The sequence below is a fragment of the Burkholderia orbicola genome (genome assembly GCF_900100915.1).
GTDB lineage: Bacteria > Pseudomonadota > Gammaproteobacteria > Burkholderiales > Burkholderiaceae > Burkholderia > Burkholderia orbicola.
Map to the genome: position 1 here is coordinate 1,921,409 of NZ_FNKW01000001.1, position 21,228 is coordinate 1,942,636.

19 protein-coding genes are annotated in these 21,228 nt (G+C 67.3%); 11 read left to right on the forward strand and 8 right to left on the reverse strand.

The genetic code is table 11. The features are described from left to right. Positions 1 to 220 precede the first annotated feature (220 nt). Complete coding sequence (locus tag BLS50_RS09185) at positions 221 to 955, forward strand: PepSY-associated TM helix domain-containing protein (protein ID WP_006477527.1); 735 nt, start codon at positions 221 to 223, stop codon at positions 953 to 955. A 54-nt stretch (positions 956 to 1,009) separates the two neighbouring features. Here BLS50_RS09185 and BLS50_RS09190 read toward each other — a convergent pair whose 3' ends face one another. The 8 genes from BLS50_RS09190 to BLS50_RS09225 form a co-directional block, all read right to left on the reverse strand. Further along, positions 1,010 to 2,035, reverse strand: a complete 1,026-nt coding sequence (locus BLS50_RS09190) for an XdhC family protein (protein ID WP_012329405.1) — start codon at positions 2,033 to 2,035, stop codon at positions 1,010 to 1,012. Positions 2,036 to 2,288: 253 nt separating this feature from the next. Further along, positions 2,289 to 3,695, reverse strand: a complete 1,407-nt coding sequence (locus BLS50_RS09195; protein ID WP_011546437.1) for an amino acid permease — start codon at positions 3,693 to 3,695, stop codon at positions 2,289 to 2,291. 232 nt (positions 3,696 to 3,927) lie between these two features. Further along, positions 3,928 to 4,584: a response regulator transcription factor RqpR gene (rqpR, locus tag BLS50_RS09200; protein ID WP_074802041.1), complete on the reverse strand. Its 657-nt coding sequence runs from the start codon at positions 4,582 to 4,584 to the stop codon at positions 3,928 to 3,930. A gap of 7 nt (positions 4,585 to 4,591) precedes the next feature. Then, positions 4,592 to 5,407: a quorum system sensor histidine kinase RqpS gene (gene rqpS, locus BLS50_RS09205; RefSeq protein ID WP_011694433.1), complete on the reverse strand. Its 816-nt coding sequence runs from the start codon at positions 5,405 to 5,407 to the stop codon at positions 4,592 to 4,594. Positions 5,408 to 5,822: 415 nt separating this feature from the next. Further along, the gene (locus tag BLS50_RS09210; RefSeq protein WP_006477532.1) at positions 5,823 to 6,593 is read right to left on the reverse strand and encodes a ferredoxin--NADP reductase; all 771 of its coding nucleotides are present in this window, start codon (positions 6,591 to 6,593) and stop codon (positions 5,823 to 5,825) included. Positions 6,594 to 6,901: 308 nt separating this feature from the next. Beyond that, positions 6,902 to 7,717, reverse strand: coding sequence for an endonuclease/exonuclease/phosphatase family protein (locus BLS50_RS09215; RefSeq protein WP_027807808.1), 816 nt, complete (start codon positions 7,715 to 7,717; stop codon positions 6,902 to 6,904). Between the two features lie 5 nt (positions 7,718 to 7,722). Then, positions 7,723 to 8,211 carry a hypothetical protein gene (locus BLS50_RS09220; RefSeq protein ID WP_011546435.1) on the reverse strand — a complete coding sequence of 163 codons (489 nt, stop codon included), beginning with the start codon at positions 8,209 to 8,211 and terminating at the stop codon, positions 7,723 to 7,725. A gap of 146 nt (positions 8,212 to 8,357) precedes the next feature. Beyond that, a complete protein-coding gene (locus tag BLS50_RS09225) occupies positions 8,358 to 9,086 on the reverse strand; it encodes a nitroreductase (protein WP_034174348.1) in 729 nt (242 codons plus the stop codon). A gap of 250 nt (positions 9,087 to 9,336) precedes the next feature. Here BLS50_RS09225 and BLS50_RS09230 point away from each other — a divergent pair, with 250 nt between their 5' ends. The 10 genes from BLS50_RS09230 to BLS50_RS09275 all read left to right on the forward strand — a co-directional run bounded on the left by BLS50_RS09230 (position 9,337) and on the right by BLS50_RS09275 (position 21,011). Further along, entirely contained in the window at positions 9,337 to 10,317 is a 981-nt protein-coding gene (locus BLS50_RS09230) for an AAA family ATPase (protein WP_006477536.1), read from the forward strand. Between the two features lie 180 nt (positions 10,318 to 10,497). Beyond that, positions 10,498 to 11,607 (forward strand): NAD(P)/FAD-dependent oxidoreductase, encoded by a 1,110-nt coding sequence (locus BLS50_RS09235; RefSeq protein WP_011546432.1) that lies wholly within the window; start codon positions 10,498 to 10,500, stop codon positions 11,605 to 11,607. A 439-nt stretch (positions 11,608 to 12,046) separates the two neighbouring features. After that, positions 12,047 to 12,358 (forward strand): high-potential iron-sulfur protein, encoded by a 312-nt coding sequence (locus BLS50_RS09240; RefSeq protein ID WP_006477538.1) that lies wholly within the window; start codon positions 12,047 to 12,049, stop codon positions 12,356 to 12,358. 190 nt (positions 12,359 to 12,548) lie between these two features. After that, the gene (locus BLS50_RS09245; protein WP_011546431.1) at positions 12,549 to 13,856 is read left to right on the forward strand and encodes an MFS transporter; all 1,308 of its coding nucleotides are present in this window, start codon (positions 12,549 to 12,551) and stop codon (positions 13,854 to 13,856) included. A 324-nt stretch (positions 13,857 to 14,180) separates the two neighbouring features. Beyond that, entirely contained in the window at positions 14,181 to 15,809 is a 1,629-nt protein-coding gene (locus BLS50_RS09250) for an ABC transporter substrate-binding protein (RefSeq protein WP_006477540.1), read from the forward strand. 118 nt (positions 15,810 to 15,927) lie between these two features. Continuing rightward, positions 15,928 to 16,938 carry an ABC transporter permease subunit gene (locus BLS50_RS09255; RefSeq protein ID WP_006477541.1) on the forward strand — a complete coding sequence of 337 codons (1,011 nt, stop codon included), beginning with the start codon at positions 15,928 to 15,930 and terminating at the stop codon, positions 16,936 to 16,938. Positions 16,939 to 16,942: 4 nt separating this feature from the next. Next, positions 16,943 to 17,860 carry an ABC transporter permease subunit gene (locus BLS50_RS09260; RefSeq protein ID WP_006489141.1) on the forward strand — a complete coding sequence of 306 codons (918 nt, stop codon included), beginning with the start codon at positions 16,943 to 16,945 and terminating at the stop codon, positions 17,858 to 17,860. 1 nt (position 17,861) lies between these two features. Then, a complete protein-coding gene (locus tag BLS50_RS09265) occupies positions 17,862 to 18,860 on the forward strand; it encodes an ABC transporter ATP-binding protein (RefSeq protein ID WP_074802043.1) in 999 nt (332 codons plus the stop codon). Continuing rightward, complete coding sequence (locus BLS50_RS09270) at positions 18,857 to 19,873, forward strand: peptide ABC transporter ATP-binding protein (protein WP_074802044.1); 1,017 nt, start codon at positions 18,857 to 18,859, stop codon at positions 19,871 to 19,873. The genes BLS50_RS09265 and BLS50_RS09270 overlap by 4 nt, the downstream gene beginning before the upstream one ends. Then, complete coding sequence (locus BLS50_RS09275; protein ID WP_006477545.1) at positions 19,866 to 21,011, forward strand: TraB/GumN family protein; 1,146 nt, start codon at positions 19,866 to 19,868, stop codon at positions 21,009 to 21,011. The genes BLS50_RS09270 and BLS50_RS09275 overlap by 8 nt, the downstream gene beginning before the upstream one ends. Positions 21,012 to 21,228 lie beyond the last annotated feature (217 nt).

A 21,228-nucleotide genomic window follows, 5' to 3' on the forward strand; every position in this document is an offset into this window, starting at 1 on the left:
TGACCGCTTTGCCGGCATGTGCCGCTCATCGAGCGTCATCGCCTCGCAACGCGTGCCTTTCTCCCTGATTCGCGCGCACGCCCAACCTGCCGCTCCGGATGCATACGGATTGAGCCGGCTTTCGATTTATGTAATGATATCCATTCTCATTTTCATGCTGACCGGGCGGTGCGCACTCCCTGCGCGCCGCCCGTTGTTTTGAACGAATGGATACTTTCGCGTGAACGCGCCCGAAACGATCGACCCGCCCAAGACGGGCATGCCGCGCGCCGGCGTCACCGTGCTGCACCCGGCGGGCCGCCCGCTGAACGACGACGAACTGGCCGCGCGCCGCCAGCGCTCGCGCCGCGCGACCTTCATCAAGTGGCTGCGCAAGGTGCACGGCTGGGTCGGGCTGTGGGGCGCGGTGCTCGGGCTGCTGTTCGGCGTGACCGGCGTGCTGCTGAACCACCGCGCGCCGCCGCTGAAGATTTCGACCGGCGAGCCGCAGGTCGAGGAGCTGCAGATCGCGCTGCCGGACCCGGTGCCGAAAACGCCCGCCGCGATGACGAAGTGGCTGCAGCAGGAACTGCATTTCGACGGCAAGCCGGGCCGCATGCGCAAGGAGCCCGCGCAGGCCGTCGCGTGGGGCGACAAACGCGTGATGCAGCCCGAGCACTGGCAATTCGGCGTGTTCGGGCCACATCAGAACCTGCAGGCCGAGTACTGGGTCGGCAACGGCTACGTGTCGGTGAAGCGCACGGGCAACACGTTCCTGACGACGCTGAACAACCTGCATCGCGGCGTCGGGATGAATCTCGGCTGGGTGCTGCTGATGGATACGATCGCGGGTTCGCTGATCTTGCTGTCGCTGACGGGCGTGCTGCTGTGGACCGAACTGAACAAGCGCCGCACGGTCGGCGTCGTGCTGGTGGTCGGTTCGGTTGCCGCGGCGCTCGCTGCCGGCCTGACCTGATCGAGATCCGCGCCGGGGCGGCGTCCGGCGAGCGTGGCCGCCCGCCGCCGCAGGTCAGAGCCCGCAGGCCGCGCCGCTGTTCGCCGCGATTTCGCGCGCGGCCTTCGCGCCTTCGACCTGCAGGATCGTCGGCAGCGACACGTTGTTCTTCGCGGCGGTGATCTCGGCGAGGATCGAGATCGCGATTTCCGGCGGCGTCCGGCTGCCGATGTAGATGCCGGCCGGCCCGTGCAGCCGGGCCAGTTCCACTTCGTTCAGATCGAATTCGCGCAGCCGCTCGCGCCGCGCGGCGTTGTTGCGCCGCGAGCCGAGCGCGCCCACGTAGAACGCGGGCGTCTTCAGCGCCTCCATCAGCGCGAGATCGTCGAGCTTCGGGTCGTGCGTGAGCGCGATCACGGCCGAACGCGCATCGAGCTTCATGTCGAGCACCGTATCGTCGGGCATCGTGCGGACGACCCGCGTGCCCGGCACGTCCCACGCATCCGTGTATTCCTCGCGCGGATCGCATACCGTCACCTGGTAGTCGAGCCCGACCGCGATCTGGCACAGATAGCGCGACAACTGGCCGGCGCCGATCACGAGCATCCGGTAGCGCGGCCCGTGGATCGTCACGAGCCGTTCGCCGTCGAACGCGAGCCCGTCGGTCGCCTGCGCGGGCGACAGCGATGCGCGGCCGGTCGCGAGCGTCATCGTACGCGTGACGAGGCGGCCGGCCTCGACTTCCGCGCACAGCGCGGCGATCCCGCTGTCGCGCGTGAGCGGTTCGAGCACCAGCTGGATCGTGCCGCCGCACGGCAGCCCGAAGCGGTGCGCCTCTTCGGCCGTCACGCCGTACTTGAGCGCTTCCGGGCGTGCATCGGCCGCGATGCCGCTCGCATGCACGCGGGCGATCAGGTCGTCCTCGATGCATCCGCCGGACACGGAGCCGACCACCAGGCCGTCCTCGCGCACCGCGAGCATCGCGCCTTCGGGGCGCGGCGACGAGCCCCACGTCTTCACGACCGTCACGAGCAGCACGCGGCGCCCTTCTTCGAGCCAGCGCGCGCTGGATTTCAGTACATCGAGATCGACGCTTTCCATCGTTTTTTCCTGTTGCCGGACGGCCCGCCGCGCGGCGCCGTCGTTCGATGGCGGGATTATGAACCGCCCGGCGCGCGCGTGCAGGCGGCGCGCAGCGGGTGAAGGCGAATCTGGACGATCAGGCAAGAGATCGCGACGATCGGACACTGATCGCGCGGCGGCGGGGGGGGCGGGAGAGGGGGCGTGCGGAGCCGGGGCCGGCTCCGCGTGGGATTCGTCATGGCACGCCGCGAAAGGCGCGCCATGACGGCGCTCAATGCGTGTCGGAGTGGCCGTGCGCGAGCTTCGAGTGGTGCCGCGAGTACAGGAAGTAGATCACGAGGCCGATCACGAGCCAGATGCCGAACGCGGCCCACGTGACGGGCTGCAGGTTCAGCATCAGGAACAGGCATGCCGCGACCGCGAGGATCGGCACCACGGGCACGCCCGGGCAGCGGAACGCGCGCGGCAGCTCGGGATGGGTGCGACGCAGCACGAGCACGGCGATCGACACCATCGAGAACGCCGCGAGCGTGCCGATGTTGATCAGTTCGGCGAGCACGTTGAGCGGCACGAGCGCGGCGATCAGCCCGAAGAACAGGCCGACCAGCCAGGTGGTCAGGAACGGCGTCGCATAACGCGGATGCACGCGCGACAGCGCGGCCGGCAGCAGCCCGTCGCGCGACATCGCGAAGATCACGCGCGTCTGGCCGTAGCTCATCACGAGGATCACGGTCAGCATGCCGAGCACCGCGCCCAGATCGATGAAGCCCGCGACCCACTTCTCGCCGGCGACCTGCAGCGCGTACGAGATCGGGTGCGAGATGTTCGCGTACTGGGCCGACGGCACGATGCCGGTGGCGACCGCGGCGACCGTCACGTACAGCACCGCGCACACCGCGAGCGACGCGATGATGCCGATCGGCAGATCGCGCTTCGGATTCTTCACTTCCTCGGCCGCCGACGACACCGCATCGAAGCCGATGAACGCGAAGAACATCACGGCGGCCGCGCCGAACACGCCGTTCCAGCCGTGCGGCATGAACGGCTTCCAGTTCGCGGGCGTCACGTGGAACAGGCCGACCGCGATCACCAGCAGCACGACCGATACCTTGATGAACACCATGATGTTGTTGATGCGGGTCGATTCGCGGATACCGATCGACAGCAGCGTCGTGATCACGATCATCACGAGGAACGCGGGCAGGTTGAACCACGTGGTGACGCCCGGCACGGCGCCGGGCGCGGCCGTCAGCACGGTCGGCAGCGTGAGCCCGAAGCCCTGCAGCAGCGACTGCAGGTAGCCCGACCAGCCGACCGACACGGCCGACGATGCGAGGCCGTACTCGAGCATCAGGTCCCAGCCGATGATCCACGCGACCAGTTCGCCGAGCGTCGCGTACGAATACGTGTAGATCGAGCCGGCGACGGGGATCGACGACGCGAACTCCGCGTACGACAGCGCGGCCAGGCCGCACGCGATCGCGGCGATCACGAACGACAGCATCAGCGCGGGGCCGGCCTGGACGGCGCCGGTGCCGGTCAGCACGAAGATGCCGGTGCCGATGATCGCACCGATACCGAGGAAGGTGAGGTCGATCGCGCCGAGCGCTTTCTTGAGCCCGGCGGCTTGCGCGCCGGCGATCATGCGATCGACGTTTTTCTTGCGGAAGAGAGACATTGCGGATGGATCGCCGGCACGCGCAGGCACGGCGCGCCGACTGAGTGAAAACCGATAATTTTAGCTGATTTGGCGTGCAAGTCCCGCGGTGGCGCAGCGACGTGCGGCGAAATCGGCCGTTAAAACAAGCGCTTGCGCGCGAAACGGGAGTAAACCGGGCGCGAAGGGGCACGGTCCAGCGCGGCGCGGCGGCCGCCGCGCCCGGGATCGGACGAGTTCGATCGGGCCGGAATCAGGCGCCGGCCGTGGGCGCCATGTCGACGAGCCGGTTGCTCATCACGTAGAACGTCAGTTCCGCGTTGTTCGACAGCCGCATCTTCTCCAGCAGCCGCGAGCGGTACACGCTCACCGTCTTCACCGACAGCGACAGCGTGTTCGCGATATCGGTGAGCCGCTTGCCCGACGCGAGCATGCAGAGCGTCTGGTATTCGCGATCGGACAGCTTCTCGTGCGGCAGCGGTTCGTTCTCGAACGACACGTATTCGGCGAGCGCCTCGGCCATCGCGGGGCTCACGTACTTGCGGCCGGCCGCGACCTGCTGGATCGCGCCGATCATCTGCGCGGCGTTGACCGTCTTCGACAGGTAGCCGGCCGCGCCGGCCTTCAGCGCGCGCACCGCGTACTGATCCTCGCGATACATCGAGAACATCAGCACCGGCGTGCGCGTCAGCTTGCGCTTGAGGCGCTTGAGCACCTCGATGCCGTTCGTGTCGGGCAGCGAGATGTCGAGCAGGATCACGTCGAATTCCTGCTTGTCGACGGAGGCCATCGCATCGCCGCCGTTCTCGGCCTCGGTCACGTCGCGGGCGACGCCGCGGTCGATCAGCAACTGGCGGATCCCTTGCCGGACGATCGCGTGATCGTCCACGAGCAGGATGTTCAGGCTCATCGCGACCTCACGAAAGCGACGTGCGGCGTGCCGCGACGGGCGCCGCCAGCAGCGAAGCCCACGCGAAGCGCGCGGTGACGCGCGTGCCGCGGCCGGTTGCCGGCGTGGCCGTCTCGAAGCTGCCGCCGAACGCCTCGCAGCGCGCGCGCATGCCGGCGAGGCCGTAGCCGCTGCGGCGATTGCGCGCGAAACCGGTCCCATCGTCGGTAACGCTCAGCGACAGGTGCGTGCCGTCGGTGACGATCCGCACGTCGACCGACGTCGCGCGGGCGTGCTTCGCGACGTTCGACAGCGCTTCCTGCGCGACGCGGAACACCGCGAGCGCACTGGCGCCGGCGAGCTGCGTCAGGCGGGCGTCGGCCGCGCACACGAAGCTCGTGCGCAGGCCGGTGCGGGCCGCATGCGTGTCGATCCACGACGACAGCGCGCCGACCACGCCCGCGTCGAGCGCCGGCGTGTCGCGCTCGTCGATGAGCCGGCGATTCGCGTCGGTCGCGGCGTCGAGCGCCTGCTGCGCCAGCGCCAGCGCGCGCAGGCAGCCTTCCGGCGCATCGGCCGGGAGCCACGTTTGAACGTTTGCGAGCGCGAATCGGGCAGCGGTCAGTTCGGCGCCGAGCCCGTCGTGCAGCTCGCCGGCCAGATGGCGGCGGGCCGCTTCGTCGGCGGCGAGAAGCTGGGCGGAAAGTGCCGCGATCCGCGCGGCGGACGCGTCGCGTTTCGACGCGGCGTCGGCCATGGGCGGAGTAGCAGCGCAGCCAGGCATGCGCTGCCGCGACGGGAACGGGGCGTGGGCGCCCAAGGGCGCGTTAAGCGACGTATCCATGACTCTCCCTGCTGTCAGAAAGCGGTTCAGACACCGGCTGGCTGCGTGGACCGGCTGCCGTTTCGATGACGGTCGCCGCCAGAGAATCGCTCCATGCCGAGGTAACAAAAGTTACGTCTTGTAACACTTTCATCCGACCCTTCCACTGTCATCCGAACGGCAACCACGCGGGCCGAATAATATCTCAAAATTTCCGAAAAGGTCATGTCGGACGGACATTTAAGGGTAAATGTGAATAATCGGAATGAAGGTGTTGTAGGAAAAACACTGACACCCGAGCGCCGGGCGACGACGTATCCAAATGTAACTATTTGAGATGGAATGGTCCCAGTTTGTTACGAATTCGCCAAGTCCGGACGAAAAAAAACCGGAGCTTTTGCTCCGGTTCTTGATGCGGCACAAATTCGGGGGCGGATCAGTCCACGAACGCGCGCTCGATCACGTAGTGGCCCGGCGCGCTGTTCTTGCCTTCGACGAGGCCGGCCTGCTTCAGCAGTTCGGTCGTGTCCTTCAGCATCGCGGTGCTGCCGCACAGCATCACGCGGTCGTTTTCCGGCGAGAACGCCGGCACGCCGAGATCCGTGAACAGCTTGCCCGTCGCGATCAGGTCGGTGATCCGGCCTTCGTTGTCGAACGCTTCGCGCGTGACCGTCGGGTAGTAGACGAGCTTTTCCTTGATGATGTCGCCCAGGTACTCGTGGCCCGGCAGGTCGTGCTTGATGTAGTCCATGTACGCGAGCTCGCCCTTCAGGCGGCACGTGTGAGTCAGGATCACCTTGTCGAAGCGGTCGTAGATGTCCGGATCGCGGATGATCGACATGAACGGCGCGAGGCCCGTGCCCGTCGACAGCATCCACAGCGTCTTGCCCGGCAGCAGGTTGTCGGCGATCAGCGTGCCCGTCGGCTTCTTGCCGATCAGCACCGTGTCGCCCACCTTCAGGTGCTGCAGGCGCGACGTCAGCGGGCCGTCCTGCACCTTGATGCTGAAGAATTCGAGATGCTCTTCGTAGTTCGGGCTGACGATCGAATAGGCGCGCGCGAGCGGCTTGCCGTCGACTTCGAGGCCGACCATCGTGAATTCGCCGTTGTTGAAGCGCAGGCTCGCCTCGCGGGTGCAGGTGAAGCTGAAAAGCGTGTCGGTCCAGTGATGGACGGATTGGACGGTGGCGGTGTCGTATTTGCTCATGGCTTTGAAAACGGACGCGCGTAGCGGACGCGTGTAACGGGCCCAAAAACGGGCAAAAAACCGAGTGCGACGGCCCGATCGCGGATCGGCCGGCCGGCGCGTCGGACACGCGCCCTCTCGATGACAGACGTTTGAGTAACTCGTTATTTTACCCTGCTTGGGGCAGATGCGGGCTTGACCCGGGCGGCTGCGCGGATTTGGCGCAACGCATTCTTTCAGCGAGCTTTCGGTGATTGGCCGCGCGTTGTCGCGCCGGCGCCGACGCGTTTCAGCGGCGGCGTGACCGGAGGCGGCGCCGGCCGGCGGCGTTACTGCGGATCGAGGCGCAGGCGCGCGATGTACGGCAGGTGGTCCGACAGCCACGCGGCTTCGCCGGACGGCGCGCGCCACTCGAGCGGCGTCAGCCCGCGCACGAACATCTTGTCGAGCGCGAGCGCCGGCGAGAACGCGGGGAACGTGCGGCCCGACTCGCCGAGCAGCGTCGCGACCTCGGACAGCCCGATCTCGCCGAACAGCGCGACCGAGTCGTTGCGCCAGTCGTTGAAGTCGCCGGCCAGCATCAGCGGGCCGTCGCCCGCATTGCGGACGATCCAGTGCGCGATCCAGTGCATCTGGCGCAGGCGAGCGGCGCGCGTGAGCGCGAGGTGCGCGCACAGCAGCGTGACCGGGCGTGCGCCCGCGAGCGTCGCACGCGCGACCAGCAGCCCGCGCCGCTCGAAGCGGTGCGCGGAGATGTCCCAGCGGCCGCCGAGGTCGAGCGGATGCGGCGACAGGATCGCGTTGCCGTGCCGCCACGACGGCTTGAACACGTTCGGCCCGAGCGCGATCTGCCAGTCGAGCGCCTGCGCGATCTCGGTGGCCTGGCAATGCCACACGTCGTCGACCGTATCGTCCATCGGCGCGCCGAAGCCCGGGGCGAGCATCGGGCGCGGCATGCGGCGCGCCATCGCTTCCTGCAGGAAATACACGTCCGCGTGGGTCGACTGCATCCAGTCGCGCATCGCGTTCCACGCGGTGAAGCCGAGCGGCGAGCGGCCCTTGTGCAGGTTCCAGCTGACCGCGGTGATTTCGTCGGGCGCGGCGTGCGGCTCGGCGAACGGCACGGAGAGGGCGTCGGCGGACATGACGCTCAGTCCTTCGCGACGTGCGCGCGCACGCGGTACACGAGATGCGGATGCTGCTCGACGAGCGTCCAGTCGGTCCAGGCGTCGCCGCCGACCGCCAGGCCGGGGTGGCTCGCGACGATCTGCCGCGGCGACGCGGGCACGCACGGATCGCTGCGCGTCGCGTTTTCGTCGTCGAGCGTTTCCTGCACGTCGAGCCCCAGCGACACGGTGTTCGCGTTGGCGTCGACGGCGAGCGGGGCGACCGTCACCGAGCGCGAGCGCTCGGTCGGCACGACGCGCGCGGCATTGCCGCAGCCCACCGGCACGGATGACGGATAGCGATGGGTATCGGTGCGGGACTGGCCCACGGTGGTGTTTTGCTGGAACGTGTCGATCGTCTGACCGTCGCGCACCACCTGGATTTCCCATGCGACGACGGCCGGCGCGGGGCTCTGCGCATGGGCGGCGAGCACGACGCTCGCAAGCAGGACGGCCAGGCCGTGTTTCAGCATGAAACGTCTCCGGAAACGCGGGATAGCGGGGAACGGACGCACATCTTACGCCCGATCGATTTCGGTCGTGATGTGACAGGACGTGCCGCGACAGGTTCGCAGCACGATGCGGTCCTGCTCGACAGGTAAGGCCGCGTCATGCGTTTTCAAGCGAAAAAGCGCGTGAACTCGGCGACGCTCGCGCGCTCGGTGACGAGGCGGTTTTCGATCGCGTCGGGGTCCGCATGGCCGAGCGACATGCCGCAGACGAGCTGCTCGTTGGCGGGAATGTCGAGGTGTTCGGCGACGATCCGGTGAAACGGCACGAACGCGGCTTGCGGGCAGGTGTCGAGGCCGCGGGCGCGCGCGGCCGTCATCACGCCCTGCAGGAACATCCCGCAGTCGAGCCAGGCCCCTAACGTCATCACGCGGTCGAGCGTGAAGAACAACGCGACCGGCGCATCGAAGAAACGGAAATTGCGCGCGTGCTGCGCATGCATGCGCGCCTTCTCGTCGCGGCCGATGTTCAACAGGCCGTACAGGTCCCAGCCGACCTTGCGGCGCCGGTCGACATACGGCGACACCCATTCGCGCGGGTAGTAGTCGTATTCGGCGACGTATTTCTCGTCGCGCGCGGGATCGTCGTAGGCCGCGGTGAGCGCGGCGGCGAGCGCGTCGCGCGTGGCGCCCGTCGCGACGTACACGCGCCACGGCTGGATGTTGGTGCCCGACGGCGCGCGGCTCGCGGCTTCGAGGATCGCCTCGATCGTGGCGCGCGGCACGGGCGTCGGCAGGAACGCCCGGACTGAATGGCGTGACTTGAGCGCGGCGTCGACGGCATCGACGGAACGGACCGCGTCGGAGTCGACGCGCGGGGAAGCAGCGGGGACGGACATCGGCAACCCTTCGGGAGGCGTCAGGCGAAGTGCGGGACAGCAGCGTGTGCGCGGCGCGCGGGCGCGATCGGGAAGCCCCGCGCGAGCATCGTGAACTGTCGATCATACGCCGCGGCGCGCGGCCGTGCAGCGTGCGCGCGCTGTTAGCAGCAGACCCGCCCGGCTGCTTGCTTGCACGGCGATACGGGATCGCTACACTGAAATCGTAAGGGTCTGATGAGTGTGTGACGGCAAGTGGAGCGAGGTGGGTATGACGACGGCGATGGTGAAGCAGGAACTGGCGGTAGCGTCCTTCAGCACGGTGTACGACCTCGAGCAGGTCGAGACGGCGCTGGGCGACCTGAACGAGAGCGCAAGCGATGCGCTGCGCTCGACCTACGAGAAGATGCTCAAGACGGGGAATCTGCGCTTCTGCGTGAAGCCGACCCGGATGCCGTCGTTCGACGCGCTCGGCGAAGCATTGCCGAATTTCGGCGAGCCGCTCGCCGACGTGCGCAAGCAGATCGCGCTGTGTCTCGAAACGGAGGACCGGCTCGAACTGATGCCGATCCTGCTGCTCGGGCCGCCCGGGATCGGCAAGACGCATTTCGCGAAGGCCCTCGCGCAACTGCTCGGCACCGCGTACCACTACGTGCCGATGAGCTCGCTGACGGCCGGCTGGATTCTGTCCGGCGCGTCGTCGCAGTGGAAGAACGCGAAGCCCGGCAAGGTGTTCGACGCGCTCGTGAACGGCAGCTACGCGAACCCGGTGATCGCGGTCGACGAGATCGACAAGGCCGGCAGCGATGCGCAATACGATCCGCTCGGCGCGCTGTATGCGTTGCTCGAGCACGACACCGCGCGCGCGTTCGTCGACGAATTCGCGGAAGTGCCGATCGACGCGGGCAACGTGATCTGGATCGCGACCGCGAACGACGCGCAAGCGATTCCGGAGCCGCTGCTCAACCGGATGAACGTGTACGAGATCGCGGCGCCCGATGCGGCCGGCGCGCGCCGCATCGCGCAGACGATCTACGACGAGATCCGCACGTCGCATGCGTGGGGGCGGCGCTTCCCCGAGACGCTCGGCGACGATGCGCTCGACGTGCTGGCCGCGACGCCGCCGCGTACGATGCGCCGCGCGCTGCTGCACGCGTTCGGCGCCGCGCGGCTCGACGGCCGCGACGCGATCGGGCCGGCCGACATCCGCGCCGACGAAGGCGCGGCGAAGCGCCGCCCGATCGGCTTCTGACGCGGCCACGCGCGCACGGCCGCGGCGTGCGCGCGTGGCGTTCGTCGCGCTTGCGGCCGCCTCGTTGTCCGCACCACCGGCCGTATCGCCGCGACGCGATGCGCACGCGTTCGGCAAGCGGGCGAACCGGGACGTACAATTCTTCTCTCCCCCATCGACGCGCGAGCAGCGCGAAAAGCCATGGAGCAGACGGATTGTGTCGTGATCGGCGCGGGTGTCGTCGGTTTGGCGATTGCGCGCGAACTGGCCGCGCGCGGGCGTGAAACGATCGTGCTCGAAGCGGCCGACGCGATCGGCACGGGCACGAGTTCGCGCAACAGCGAGGTGATTCACGCGGGACTCTACTATCCGCGCGGGTCGTTGAAGGCGACGTCGTGCGTGCACGGGCGCGACCTGCTGTACGAATTCTGCGACACGCACCACGTGCCGCACCGGCGCACGGGCAAGCTGCTGGTCGCGACGAGCGCCGCGCAGCTGAAGCAGTTGAAGGCGATCGCCGCGCGCGCGGCCGAGAACGGCGTGCTCGACCTGTTGCCGCTCACGCGCGCCGAGGCGCAGACGCTCGAGCCCGCGCTCGAATGCGTGGAGGCGCTGTTCTCGCCGTCGACCGGCATCGTCGACAGCCACCAGCTGATGCTCGCGCTGCTCGGCGATGCGGAACGCGACGGCGCCGTGTGCGCGCTGCAATCTCCGGTCGAATCGATCGACGTGCTGGGCGGCGGGCGCTTCATCGTGCGCACCGGCGGCGCCGCGCCGACCGAGATCGACGCCGCGTGCGTGATCAACAGCGCGGGGCTCGGCGCGCAGGCGCTTGCGCGCCGCACGCGCGGCCTCGATCCGCGCTGGGTGCCGCCGCTTTATCTCGCGCGCGGCAATTATTTCAGCCTGTCGGGGCGTGCGCCGTTCTCGCACCTGATCTACCCGATGCCCGAGCGCGCGGGGCTCGGCGTGCACCTGACGTTCGATCTCGGCGGGCAGGCGCGCTTCGGCCCGGACGTCGAGTGGTGCGATTCGCTGCGCTACGAAGTCGATCCGGCGCGCGCGGGGGCGTTCTACACGTCGATCCGCGCGTTCTGGCCGGGCTTGCCCGACGATGCGCTGCAGCCGGCGTACGCGGGCATCCGGCCGAAGCTCGCGGGGCCCGGCGAGCCGCCGGCCGACTTCATCGTGCAGGGCGCCGCGCAGCATGGCGTGCGCGGGCTCGTGAACCTGTTCGGCATCGAGTCGCCGGGGCTCACCGCGTCGCTCGCGCTCGCGCAGCGGGTAGGCGACATGGTGTCGCGCGCCTGACGCACGGCCCGCCGCCGTGCGGGCCGGCCGCGCGAAACCCGTGTGAAATCCCTTATCTCCGGCATTTCGGCGCGCACATTTATTCGCTCGGGAGTTATTCTGTCGAACGGCTGTCCAGGGTCTGTCTACCGATGGAACGCACATGCGTTGCCCCGAGAAGGGCCGCTCGCGAGGCGCGCGCCGCCGCGAATACTGACGTATTCGCAAGGTGCGCAACGTGGCGAGCGGCCCTTCTCGGGGCAACCCCTAATTTGTAGCGTGTTCACGGGAAGGCCCGAAATCGCCCGCATGGCGGCGTCGGTCGTCGCTTGTTTGGCTCGGCCAAACGGCGCTCCTCCCTCCTTGCCCTGCGAGCGATTTCGGACCTTCGCATGTGCGTTCCATCGGTAGACAGACCCTAGAACGGCTTTCAAACCGATAACGTTGGAGCGAGTCCCCCATGAAAACATCCCGTCGGAGTTTCCTGATCACGAGCATTGGTGCGGTGTCCGCGCTGGCGCTGTCGCGCGAAGCGCTGGCCGATGCGCCGATGCTGCCGGAAACGGACCCGACCGCGGTGGCGCTCGGCTACAAGGCCGATGCCACGAAGGTCGACAAGACGAAGTACCCGAAATATGCGGCGGGCCAGGATTGCGCGGCCTGCATGCTGTACCAGGGCAAGAAGGGCTCGGCTTCGGGCCCGTGCGGCGCGTTCCCCGGCAAGCAGGTGTCGGCGAAGGGCTGGTGCAGCGCTTTCTCGAAGATGGGTTGAGGCCCGTGCGGCATCGTGCGATGCCGCAATGTGGCGAAAACCGCAACACGCTCGCCGTCGTTCGATGGCGGGCGTTTTTTATTGCTTGAAAACGGTTCCGTCGCTTTCTACACTCGCTGCACACCAGCGCGCCGCGGCACCCCGCGCGCCGCACCGCCCGACACGGCGAATTCACGAGGACGAGGCACGCATGGCGACGATTGCGAGTTCAACGAAAACGACCCGGCCCGAGCGTGCGCTGAACCGGCGTGCGGTGGTGGCCGCCGTGATCGGCAATGCGCTCGAGTGGTACGACTTCACGGTATTCGGCTTCATGACGGTCGTGATCGCCGAGCTGTTCTTCCCCACCTCCAGCGAATACTCGTCGCTGCTGCTCACCACCGCGACGTTCGGCGTCGCGTTCTTCATGCGCCCGATCGGCGGCATCGTGTTCGGGCTGTACGCGGACCGCGCGGGCCGCAAAGCCGCGCTGTCGCTCGTGATCCTGCTGATGACGGCCGGCATCTTCCTGCTCGCGATCGCGCCGCCCTATGCGGCGATCGGCATCGGCGGGCCGATCCTGATCGTGCTCGGCCGCCTGCTGCAGGGCTTCTCCGCGGGCGGCGAATTCGGCAGCTCGACCGCGCTGCTGATCGAAGCGGCGCCGTTCTCGAAACGCGGTTTCTACGGCAGCTGGCAGATGGCGAGCCAGGCGGCCGCGCTGCTGATCGGCGCGCTCGTCGGCGCGGCCGTCACGCGCGGGCTGTCGCACGACGCGCTGCGCAGCTGGGGCTGGCGCGTGCCGTTCATCCTCGGGCTCGTGATCGGCCCGATCGGCTTCTACATCCGCCGCCATCTCGCCGATTCCGAAGCGTTCCTGCATGCGCAGCAGAGCGCGCGCCGCGCGACGCTCGGCGAAGTGTTCACGCGCCACCCGCGCGAGGTGCTGTGCGGGCTCGGCTCGGTGATCGCGCTCACCGTGACGATCTACGTGCTGATCAGTTATCTGCCGACCTTCGCAGTGAAGCAACTGAAGCTGCCGTATGCGGAATCGTTCTACGCGGTGATCGTCGGCAACCTGCTGCTGATGGTGCTGTCGCCGGTCGCGGGCGCGTGGTCGGACCGCATCGGGCGCAAGGGGCTGTCGCTGTGGTCGCTGGTGCTGACGCTCGCACTGATGTATCCGCTGTTCGCGTGGCTCGACGCCGCACCGAGCATCGGGCGGCTGATCGCGGTACAGGCCGTGCTGTCGGTGACGCTGGCAGGCTACTACGGGCCGTTCGGCGCGATGATCGCCGAGCTGTTCCCGGCCAACGTGCGCTCAACCGGGCTGTCGATCGCGTACAACGTCGCGGTGATGCTGTTCGGCGGCTTCGGCCAGTTCATCGTCACGTGGCTGATCAAGGTGACCGGCACGCCGCTCGCGCCGACCTACTACGTGATGGCGGGGATCGCGCTGTCGATCGTGGCGGTCGCGTTCGTGCCCGCGCGCAACGCCGACCTCGATGCGCCAGCGTGACGACATGACGATGTGAAGACGGTCATCGAATCGATCGTTTCGCGAAACGCAATGATGTGCTGCGCAACGCGGGCAAACGGTGCGTCGCCCCTTCGTGTTCGCGCCCGAATTGTTTAGTCGTCGAACGAAACATGCCGCGAAATGAACGGAATGGTCGCTCGCGCGCGTTGTTGCATTTTTTACCCACACTAAAAATCGGCAAAAACCCGGCGGGCATATAGAAGAGTTTTTTCTCCAGCTTGTTGCAGGATCGCTAGCTCAAGTAATATCCGCGTACGCCGGACCCTGGCGGGGCCGGTTCCGATCTGGAGACCTGGAGGAAACATGGAATACAACCGTCTGTTGCACACCCTGCGTGTTACCGCCATGGCAGGCGTGGCAGCGGCATCGCTCGGCGTCGCGGGCTCTGCATTCGCACAGATCCCGAACAAAACGCTCGTCTACTGCTCAGAAGGCAGCCCGGCGGGTTTCGATTCCGCGCAATTTACGACCGGCGTCGATTTCACCGCCGCCACGTTCACCGTCTACAACCGCCTCGTCGAATTCGAGCGCGGCGGCACGAAGGTCGAGCCCGGCCTCGCCGAGAAGTGGGACGTGTCGTCCGACGGCAAGGTGTACACGTTCCACCTGCGCCACGGCGTGAAGTTCCACACGACCGACTTCTTCAAGCCGACGCGTGAATTCAACGCAGACGACGTCGTGTTCTCGTTCGAGCGCATGCTCGACCCGAACAATGCGTTCCGCAAGGCGTACCCGGTGTCGTTCCCGTACTTCACCGACATGGGCCTCGACAAGCTGATCACGAAGATCGAGAAGGTCGATCCGTACACCGTGAAATTCACGCTGGCCGAGCCGAACGCGCCGTTCATCCAGAACATGGCGATGGAATTCGCGTCGATCCTGTCGGCCGAATACGGCGACCAGCTGATGAAGGCCGGCAAGGCCGCCGACATCAACCAGAAGCCGGTCGGCACGGGCCCGTTCATCTTCCGCAGCTACACGAAGGACGCGACGATCCGCTTCGATGGCAATCCTGATTACTGGAAGAAGGGTGCGGTGAAGCTGTCGAAGCTGATCTTCTCGATCACGCCGGACCCGGGCGTGCGCGTGCAGAAGATCAAGCGCAACGAATGCCAGGTGATGAGCTATCCGCGTCCGGCCGACATCGCGACGCTGAAGGCCGATTCGAACGTCGACATGCCGTCGCAGGCCGGCTTCAACCTCGGCTACCTCGCGTACAACGTCGAGCACAAGCCGGTCGACAAGCTCGAAGTGCGTCAGGCGCTCGACATGGCGATCAACAAGAAGGCGATCCTCGAGTCGGTCTACCAGGGCGCCGGCCAGGCCGCGACCGCACCGATGCCGCCGACCCAATGGTCGTACGACAAGAACCTGAAGATGGCGGCCTACGACACCGCGAAGGCGAAGGCGCTGCTCGCGAAGGCCGGCTTCCCGAACGGGTTCGAGATCACGCTGTGGGCGATGCCGGTGCAGCGCGCGTACAACCCGAACGCCCGCCTGATGGCCGAGATGATCCAGGCCGACTGGGCGAAGATCGGCGTGAAGGCGAAGATCGTCACGTACGAGTGGGGCGAGTACATCAAGCGCGCGCACTCGGGCGAGCAGGACACGATGCTGATCGGCTGGACGGGCGACAACGGCGATCCGGACAACTGGCTCGGCACGCTGCTCGGCTGCGAGGCGATCAAGGGCAACAACTTCTCGCACTGGTGCTACAAGCCGTTCGACGAGCTGGTGCAGAAGGGCCGCACGACGACGGGCCAGGACGCGCGCACGAAGCTCTACACGCAGGCGCAGCAGATCTTCGCGCAACAGCTGCCGTTCTCGCCGATCGCGAACTCGACGGTCTACCAGCCGGTGCGCAAGAACGTGGTCGACATGCGTATCGAGCCGCTCGGCTATGCGCGTTTCGACGGTGTCAGCGTGAAGTAACCCGGCTGGCGTAAGCTGTCGTCATTGAGAAAACCGGCTTGAAATCATCCGGCGACGAGGGGTCAAAAGCCCCTCGTCGCCGGTCGCACATTTCCCACAAGAAAATACGAGACGCATCATGCTCAGATTCGTGTTGCGCCGCGTGGGGATGGTGATCCCGACTTTCATCGGCATCACCATCCTGGCGTTTGCGCTGATTCACCTGATACCGGGCGACCCCATCGAAGTGATGATGGGCGAGCGCGGCGTCGATCCCGCGATGCACGCGGAGGCGATGAAACGCCTCGGGCTCGACGAGCCGCTGCCGCTGCAGTATCTGCACTACATCGGCCGGGCGCTGCATGGCGACCTCGGCATGTCGATCATCACCAACACGAGCGTCGCGGGCGAATTCTTCGCGCGCTTCCCGGCGACCGTCGAACTGTCGCTGTGCGCGCTCGTGTTCGCGCTCGCGGTCGGCCTGCCGGCCGGGGTGATCGCCGCGCTGCGGCGCGGCTCGGTGATCGACCACGGCGTGATGGGCACCGCGCTCACCGGCTACTCGATGCCGATCTTCTGGTGGGGGCTGATCCTCATCATGGTGTTCTCGTCTTACCTCGGCTGGACGCCCGTGTCGGGGCGCATCGCGGTCGAATACGATTTCCCGCACCCGACCGGCTTCATGCTGATCGACGCGCTGCTCGCGCCGGACGAAGGTTCGTTCAAGTCGGCGGTGAGCCACCTGATCCTGCCCGCGATCGTGCTCGGCACGATCCCGCTCGCGGTGATCGCGCGGATGACGCGCTCGTCGATGCTCGAAGTGCTGCGCGAGGACTACATCCGCACCGCCCGCGCGAAAGGGCTGTCGCCCGTGCGCGTGGTCGTCGTGCATGCGCTGCGCAATGCGCTGATCCCGGTCGTCACGGTGATCGGCCTGCAGATCGGCACGCTGCTTGCTGGCGCGGTGCTGACCGAGACGCTCTTTTCGTGGCCCGGTGTCGGCAAGTGGCTGATCGATGCGATCGGCCGCCGCGACTATCCGGTCGTCCAGGGCGGCATCCTGCTGATCGCGACGCTCGTGATCGTCGTGAACCTGGTCGTCGACCTGCTGTACGGCGTGCTGAATCCGCGCATCCGCCACACGAGGTAATCCCATGAGCAATCTGCAAAATACCCTGCCGACCGAATCCGCGCCGGCCGGCGGCCGTGCGCTCGCGCTGCGCGAGTTCTGGGCCAACTTCTCGCGCAACCGCGGCGCCGTCGGCGCGGGCATCGTCGTGATCGTGCTGATCGCAGTCGCGTTGCTCGCGCCGCTGATCGCGCCGCACAGCCCGGTCGAGCAATACCGCGACTACGTGAAGATTCCGCCCGCGTGGCTCGCCGGCGGCAACTGGCAATTCATCCTCGGCACCGACGAAGCGGGCCGCGACATCCTTTCGCGGCTGATGTTCGGCGCGCGGATGTCGTTCTGGATCGGCTTCGTGTCGGTCGTGCTCGCGCTGATCCCCGGCATCGTGCTCGGGCTCGTCGCCGCGTTCTTCCAGAAGTGGGCGGACACGCCGGTGATGCGCATCATGGACGTGCTGCTCGCGCTGCCGTCGCTGCTGCTCGCGGTCGCGGTCGTCGCGATCATCGGCCCGGGCCTCACCAACACGATGTTCGCGATCGCGATCGTCGCGCTGCCGGCCTACGTGCGCCTCACGCGTGCGTCGGCGCTCGGCGAGCTGCAGAAGGAATACGTGACCGCGTCGCGCGTGGCCGGCGCCGGCACGCTGCGCCTGATGTTCTCGCAGGTGCTGCCGAACTGCACGGCGCCGCTGATCGTGCAGGCGACGCTCGGCTTCTCGTCGGCGATCCTGGACGCGGCCGCACTCGGCTTCCTCGGCCTCGGCGTGCAACCGCCGACCGCCGAGTGGGGCGCGATGCTGGCCTCCGCACGCGACTACATCGACAACGCGTGGTGGATCGTGACGATGCCCGGCCTGTCGATCCTGATTTCGGTGCTCGCGATCAACCTGCTCGGCGACGGGCTGCGCGACGCGTTGGATCCCAAACTGAAACGGATGGCCTGACATGAGCAACAATCTCCTGACCATCCGTAATCTCGCGGTGAACTTCAACGGCCTGCCCGCGGTCGACCGGATCAACCTGTCGGTCGCGCCGGGCGAGGTGGTGGGCGTCGTCGGCGAATCGGGCTCGGGCAAGAGCGTGACGATGATGGCGCTGATGGGCCTGATCGACGCGCCGGGCAAGGTGACGGCAGATGAAGTCACGTTCAACGGCGTGGATCTCTTGAAGGCGTCGCCGAAGGCGCGCCGCAGGATCGTCGGCAAGGACATCGCGATGGTGTTCCAGGACGCGCTGACGAGCCTGAACCCGAGCTACACGGTCGGCTACCAGATCAAGGAAGTGCTGAAGCTGCACGAAGGCCTGCGCGGCGACGCGCTGCACCGCCGCGCGCTCGAACTGCTCGACCAGGTCGGCATTCCCGATGCGAAGAACCGCATCGCGTCGTTCCCGCACCAGATGTCGGGCGGGATGAACCAGCGCGTGATGATCGCGATGGCCGTCGCGTGCAACCCGAAGCTGCTGATCGCCGACGAGCCGACCACCGCGCTCGACGTGACGATCCAGGCGCAGATCATGGATCTGCTCGTGAAGCTGCAGAAGGAGCGCGGGATGGCGCTCGTGCTGATCTCGCACGATCTGGCCGTGGTGTCGGAGGTCGCGCATCGCGTCGCGGTGATGTACGCGGGTGAGATCATCGAAACCAATCGCGTGCCCGACATTTTCCGCGCGCCGCATCATCCGTACACCGAAGCACTGCTCGCGGCGATTCCCGAGCACAATCAGGGGGCGCGTCGCCTTGCCGCATTGCCGGGCATGGTGCCGGGCCGCGATGATCGCCCGTCCGGGTGCCTGTTCGCGCCGCGCTGCAAGTACGTCGTCGACGATTGCCGCAAGGCGCGGCCGGCGCTCGACACGCTGGTGCCGGCCAACGATGCGATGCGCGCGCGCTGCATCAAGCCGCTCAATGTTTCCAACCTCGACCTGACGGGAGGCGCACGATGAATGCAGTCAATGAAACGCCTCGCGCTTCGCACGACGAGGAAGCGGTACTGGTGGCCGACGGCCTCGCGAAGCACTATTCGGTGAAGCGCGGGATGTTCGGGCAGGGCACGGTGAAGGCGCTGAACGGCGTGTCGTTCTCGCTGAAGCGCGGCAAGACGCTCGCCGTCGTCGGCGAGTCGGGCTGCGGGAAATCGACGCTCGCGCGCCAGCTCACGATGATCGAGACGCCCACCGCGGGCAGCCTGACGATCGACGGCAAGAACGTGGCCGGCGCGAGCCGCGAGACGGTCGCCGACCTGCGCCGCCGCGTGCAGATGGTGTTCCAGAACCCGTTCGCGTCGCTGAACCCGCGCAAGACCGTCGAGCAGACGCTTTCCGAGCCGCTCGAGATCAACGCGAACCTGACGGCCGCCGAGCGCGCCGCGCGCATCGCGCAGATCATGCGCACGGTCGGCCTGCGCCCCGAGCACGCGAAGCGCTATCCGCACATGTTCTCCGGCGGCCAGCGCCAGCGGGTCGCGATCGCGCGCGCGATGATCCTCGATCCGCGCATTGTCGTCGCGGACGAGCCGGTGTCCGCGCTCGACGTGTCGATCCAGGCGCAGATCCTGAACCTGTTCATGGATCTGCAGGAGCAGTTCAAGACGAGCTACGTGTTCATCTCGCACAACCTGTCGGTGGTCGAACACGTTGCCGACGACGTGATGGTGATGTACTTCGGCAGCGTCGCCGAGCTTGGTGACAAGGCGACGATCTACGCACGGCCGCGCCATCCGTACACGCGGGCGCTGATGTCGGCGACGCCGGCGATCTTCGAGGAAGATCGCCGCGTGCAGATCAAGCTGCAGGGCGAACTGCCGTCGCCGCTCAATCCGCCGTCGGGCTGCGCGTTCCACCAGCGCTGCCCGTACGCGGTCGAGCGGTGCCGCGTCGAGGAGCCGCAATTGCGCGAAGTGGACGGCCGGCGTGTAGCCTGCCATCGCGCCGAGGAGGTCGGGGAGGAGAATGCCTGAAGCGTTGGCGGCGCGCGTGTCCGGCGTGCGCCGTGCGGGGGCAGGCGGCGCGCGCGTGATGCGCGCGTACCGCTACGCGCGGCGCTGGAGCGTGCGTACCGTCACGGGCGCGGCGCTGGCCGGCGCGTGCGCGGCGGCCAGCGTCGTGGTCCCCGTTGAGCCGGTGCGCGCCGAAGGGCGTGCGCCGGCGACTTCGCCGATTCGTCCGTCGCAGGTTCCGCCGCCCGGCATGAGCTTGCCGGGCTTCCATACGCCGGCCGTGTCCGACGGCACCGTGTCGCGCGGCACCGTGCGCGTGCAGCCGGCGCGCATGCCGTTCTACGTCGCGACCAAGGGCAAGGTCACGCTCTACGTGCTCGGCACGCTGCACACGGGCGACCCGTCCGATTACCCGAGCGCGCAGCCGTTCCGGCCGCGCATCCTCGCGGCGCTCGCCGCGTCGCCGACGCTCGCGCTCGAGCTGTCGCCCGACGATCTGCTCGAATCGCAGGACGACGTGTCGAAGTACGGCGTGTGCCGCTACCCGTGCCTGCAGCGCCTGCTGCCCGAGCCGCTGTGGCAGCGGCTCGCGGCGCGCCTGCGCGGCAACCCGGCCGCGCTCGCCGAAATCCGCAAGATGCGGCCGTGGCTCGCGGCGCTCGTCGTCGAGACCTACGATTCGCTGTCCGCGGGCCTGCAGACCGAATACGGTACCGAGGCGCAACTGCAGAACGTGTTCCTGAAGAAGAAGGGCGGCCGCGTGATCGGACTCGAGACGCTCGCCGAACAGATGCGCGCGTTCACCGGGCTGACGCTGGCCGAGCAGCGCGAGATGCTCGCGCAGGACATGGTGCAGACGCCCGCGCAGAACGCCGACGACATCAAGGCGCTGCACCGGCTGTGGCGAATTGGCGACGCCGATGCGATCTCGGCGTGGGCCGTCGCGAAGAGCGAACGGCTCGCCCGTTCGAAGGCGTTGTCGGCGTCGCTCGACAACAAGATCGTGTACGAGCGCAACCGGCGCTTCGTTGCACGGATGACTGCAATCGCCGCGCCGAACCGGCCGCTGTTCGTCGCGATCGGCGCGCTGCATCTGGGTGGCCCGCGCGGCGTGCTCGAATTGTTGCGCCAGCAAGGATACCGGGTCGACGCGAACTGATCGCGCCCGGCTGCCCGCACTGATCGTCCCCTGTTTGATCGACGTCGCGCGTACCGTGCGACGCGCCTGCGCGGTGGTGCCGGTCGATAAGGAAAACCCTTGAATCGTCGGAAAATAGCGTTTAAAACGATTGACATCCCGTTCGGCCAATATCTATTCTTCACCCCACAAGTTGAAACAATGAAAAGAATAGATAAGTTCTACGGGGTAGCAGAAA

Coding starts and splice junctions, on each gene's coding strand:
- BLS50_RS09235 (WP_011546432.1), top strand. CDS start 10,498: ATGGAGCAGACGGATTGTGTCGTGATCGGCGCGGGTGTCGTCGGTTTG.
- BLS50_RS09220 (WP_011546435.1), bottom strand. CDS start 8,211: ATGCTGAAACACGGCCTGGCCGTCCTGCTTGCGAGCGTCGTGCTCGCC.
- BLS50_RS09270 (WP_074802044.1), top strand. CDS start 18,857: ATGAATGCAGTCAATGAAACGCCTCGCGCTTCGCACGACGAGGAAGCG.
- BLS50_RS09195 (WP_011546437.1), bottom strand. CDS start 3,695: ATGTCTCTCTTCCGCAAGAAAAACGTCGATCGCATGATCGCCGGCGCG.
- BLS50_RS09215 (WP_027807808.1), bottom strand. CDS start 7,717: ATGTCCGCCGACGCCCTCTCCGTGCCGTTCGCCGAGCCGCACGCCGCG.
- BLS50_RS09240 (WP_006477538.1), top strand. CDS start 12,047: ATGAAAACATCCCGTCGGAGTTTCCTGATCACGAGCATTGGTGCGGTG.
- BLS50_RS09190 (WP_012329405.1), bottom strand. CDS start 2,035: ATGGAAAGCGTCGATCTCGATGTACTGAAATCCAGCGCGCGCTGGCTC.
- BLS50_RS09275 (WP_006477545.1), top strand. CDS start 19,866: ATGCCTGAAGCGTTGGCGGCGCGCGTGTCCGGCGTGCGCCGTGCGGGG.
- rqpS (WP_011694433.1), bottom strand. CDS start 5,407: ATGGATACGTCGCTTAACGCGCCCTTGGGCGCCCACGCCCCGTTCCCG.
- rqpR (WP_074802041.1), bottom strand. CDS start 4,584: ATGAGCCTGAACATCCTGCTCGTGGACGATCACGCGATCGTCCGGCAA.
- BLS50_RS09230 (WP_006477536.1), top strand. CDS start 9,337: ATGACGACGGCGATGGTGAAGCAGGAACTGGCGGTAGCGTCCTTCAGC.
- BLS50_RS09260 (WP_006489141.1), top strand. CDS start 16,943: ATGAGCAATCTGCAAAATACCCTGCCGACCGAATCCGCGCCGGCCGGC.
- BLS50_RS09225 (WP_034174348.1), bottom strand. CDS start 9,086: ATGTCCGTCCCCGCTGCTTCCCCGCGCGTCGACTCCGACGCGGTCCGT.
- BLS50_RS09265 (WP_074802043.1), top strand. CDS start 17,862: ATGAGCAACAATCTCCTGACCATCCGTAATCTCGCGGTGAACTTCAAC.
- BLS50_RS09210 (WP_006477532.1), bottom strand. CDS start 6,593: ATGAGCAAATACGACACCGCCACCGTCCAATCCGTCCATCACTGGACC.
- BLS50_RS09245 (WP_011546431.1), top strand. CDS start 12,549: ATGGCGACGATTGCGAGTTCAACGAAAACGACCCGGCCCGAGCGTGCG.
- BLS50_RS09255 (WP_006477541.1), top strand. CDS start 15,928: ATGCTCAGATTCGTGTTGCGCCGCGTGGGGATGGTGATCCCGACTTTC.
- BLS50_RS09250 (WP_006477540.1), top strand. CDS start 14,181: ATGGAATACAACCGTCTGTTGCACACCCTGCGTGTTACCGCCATGGCA.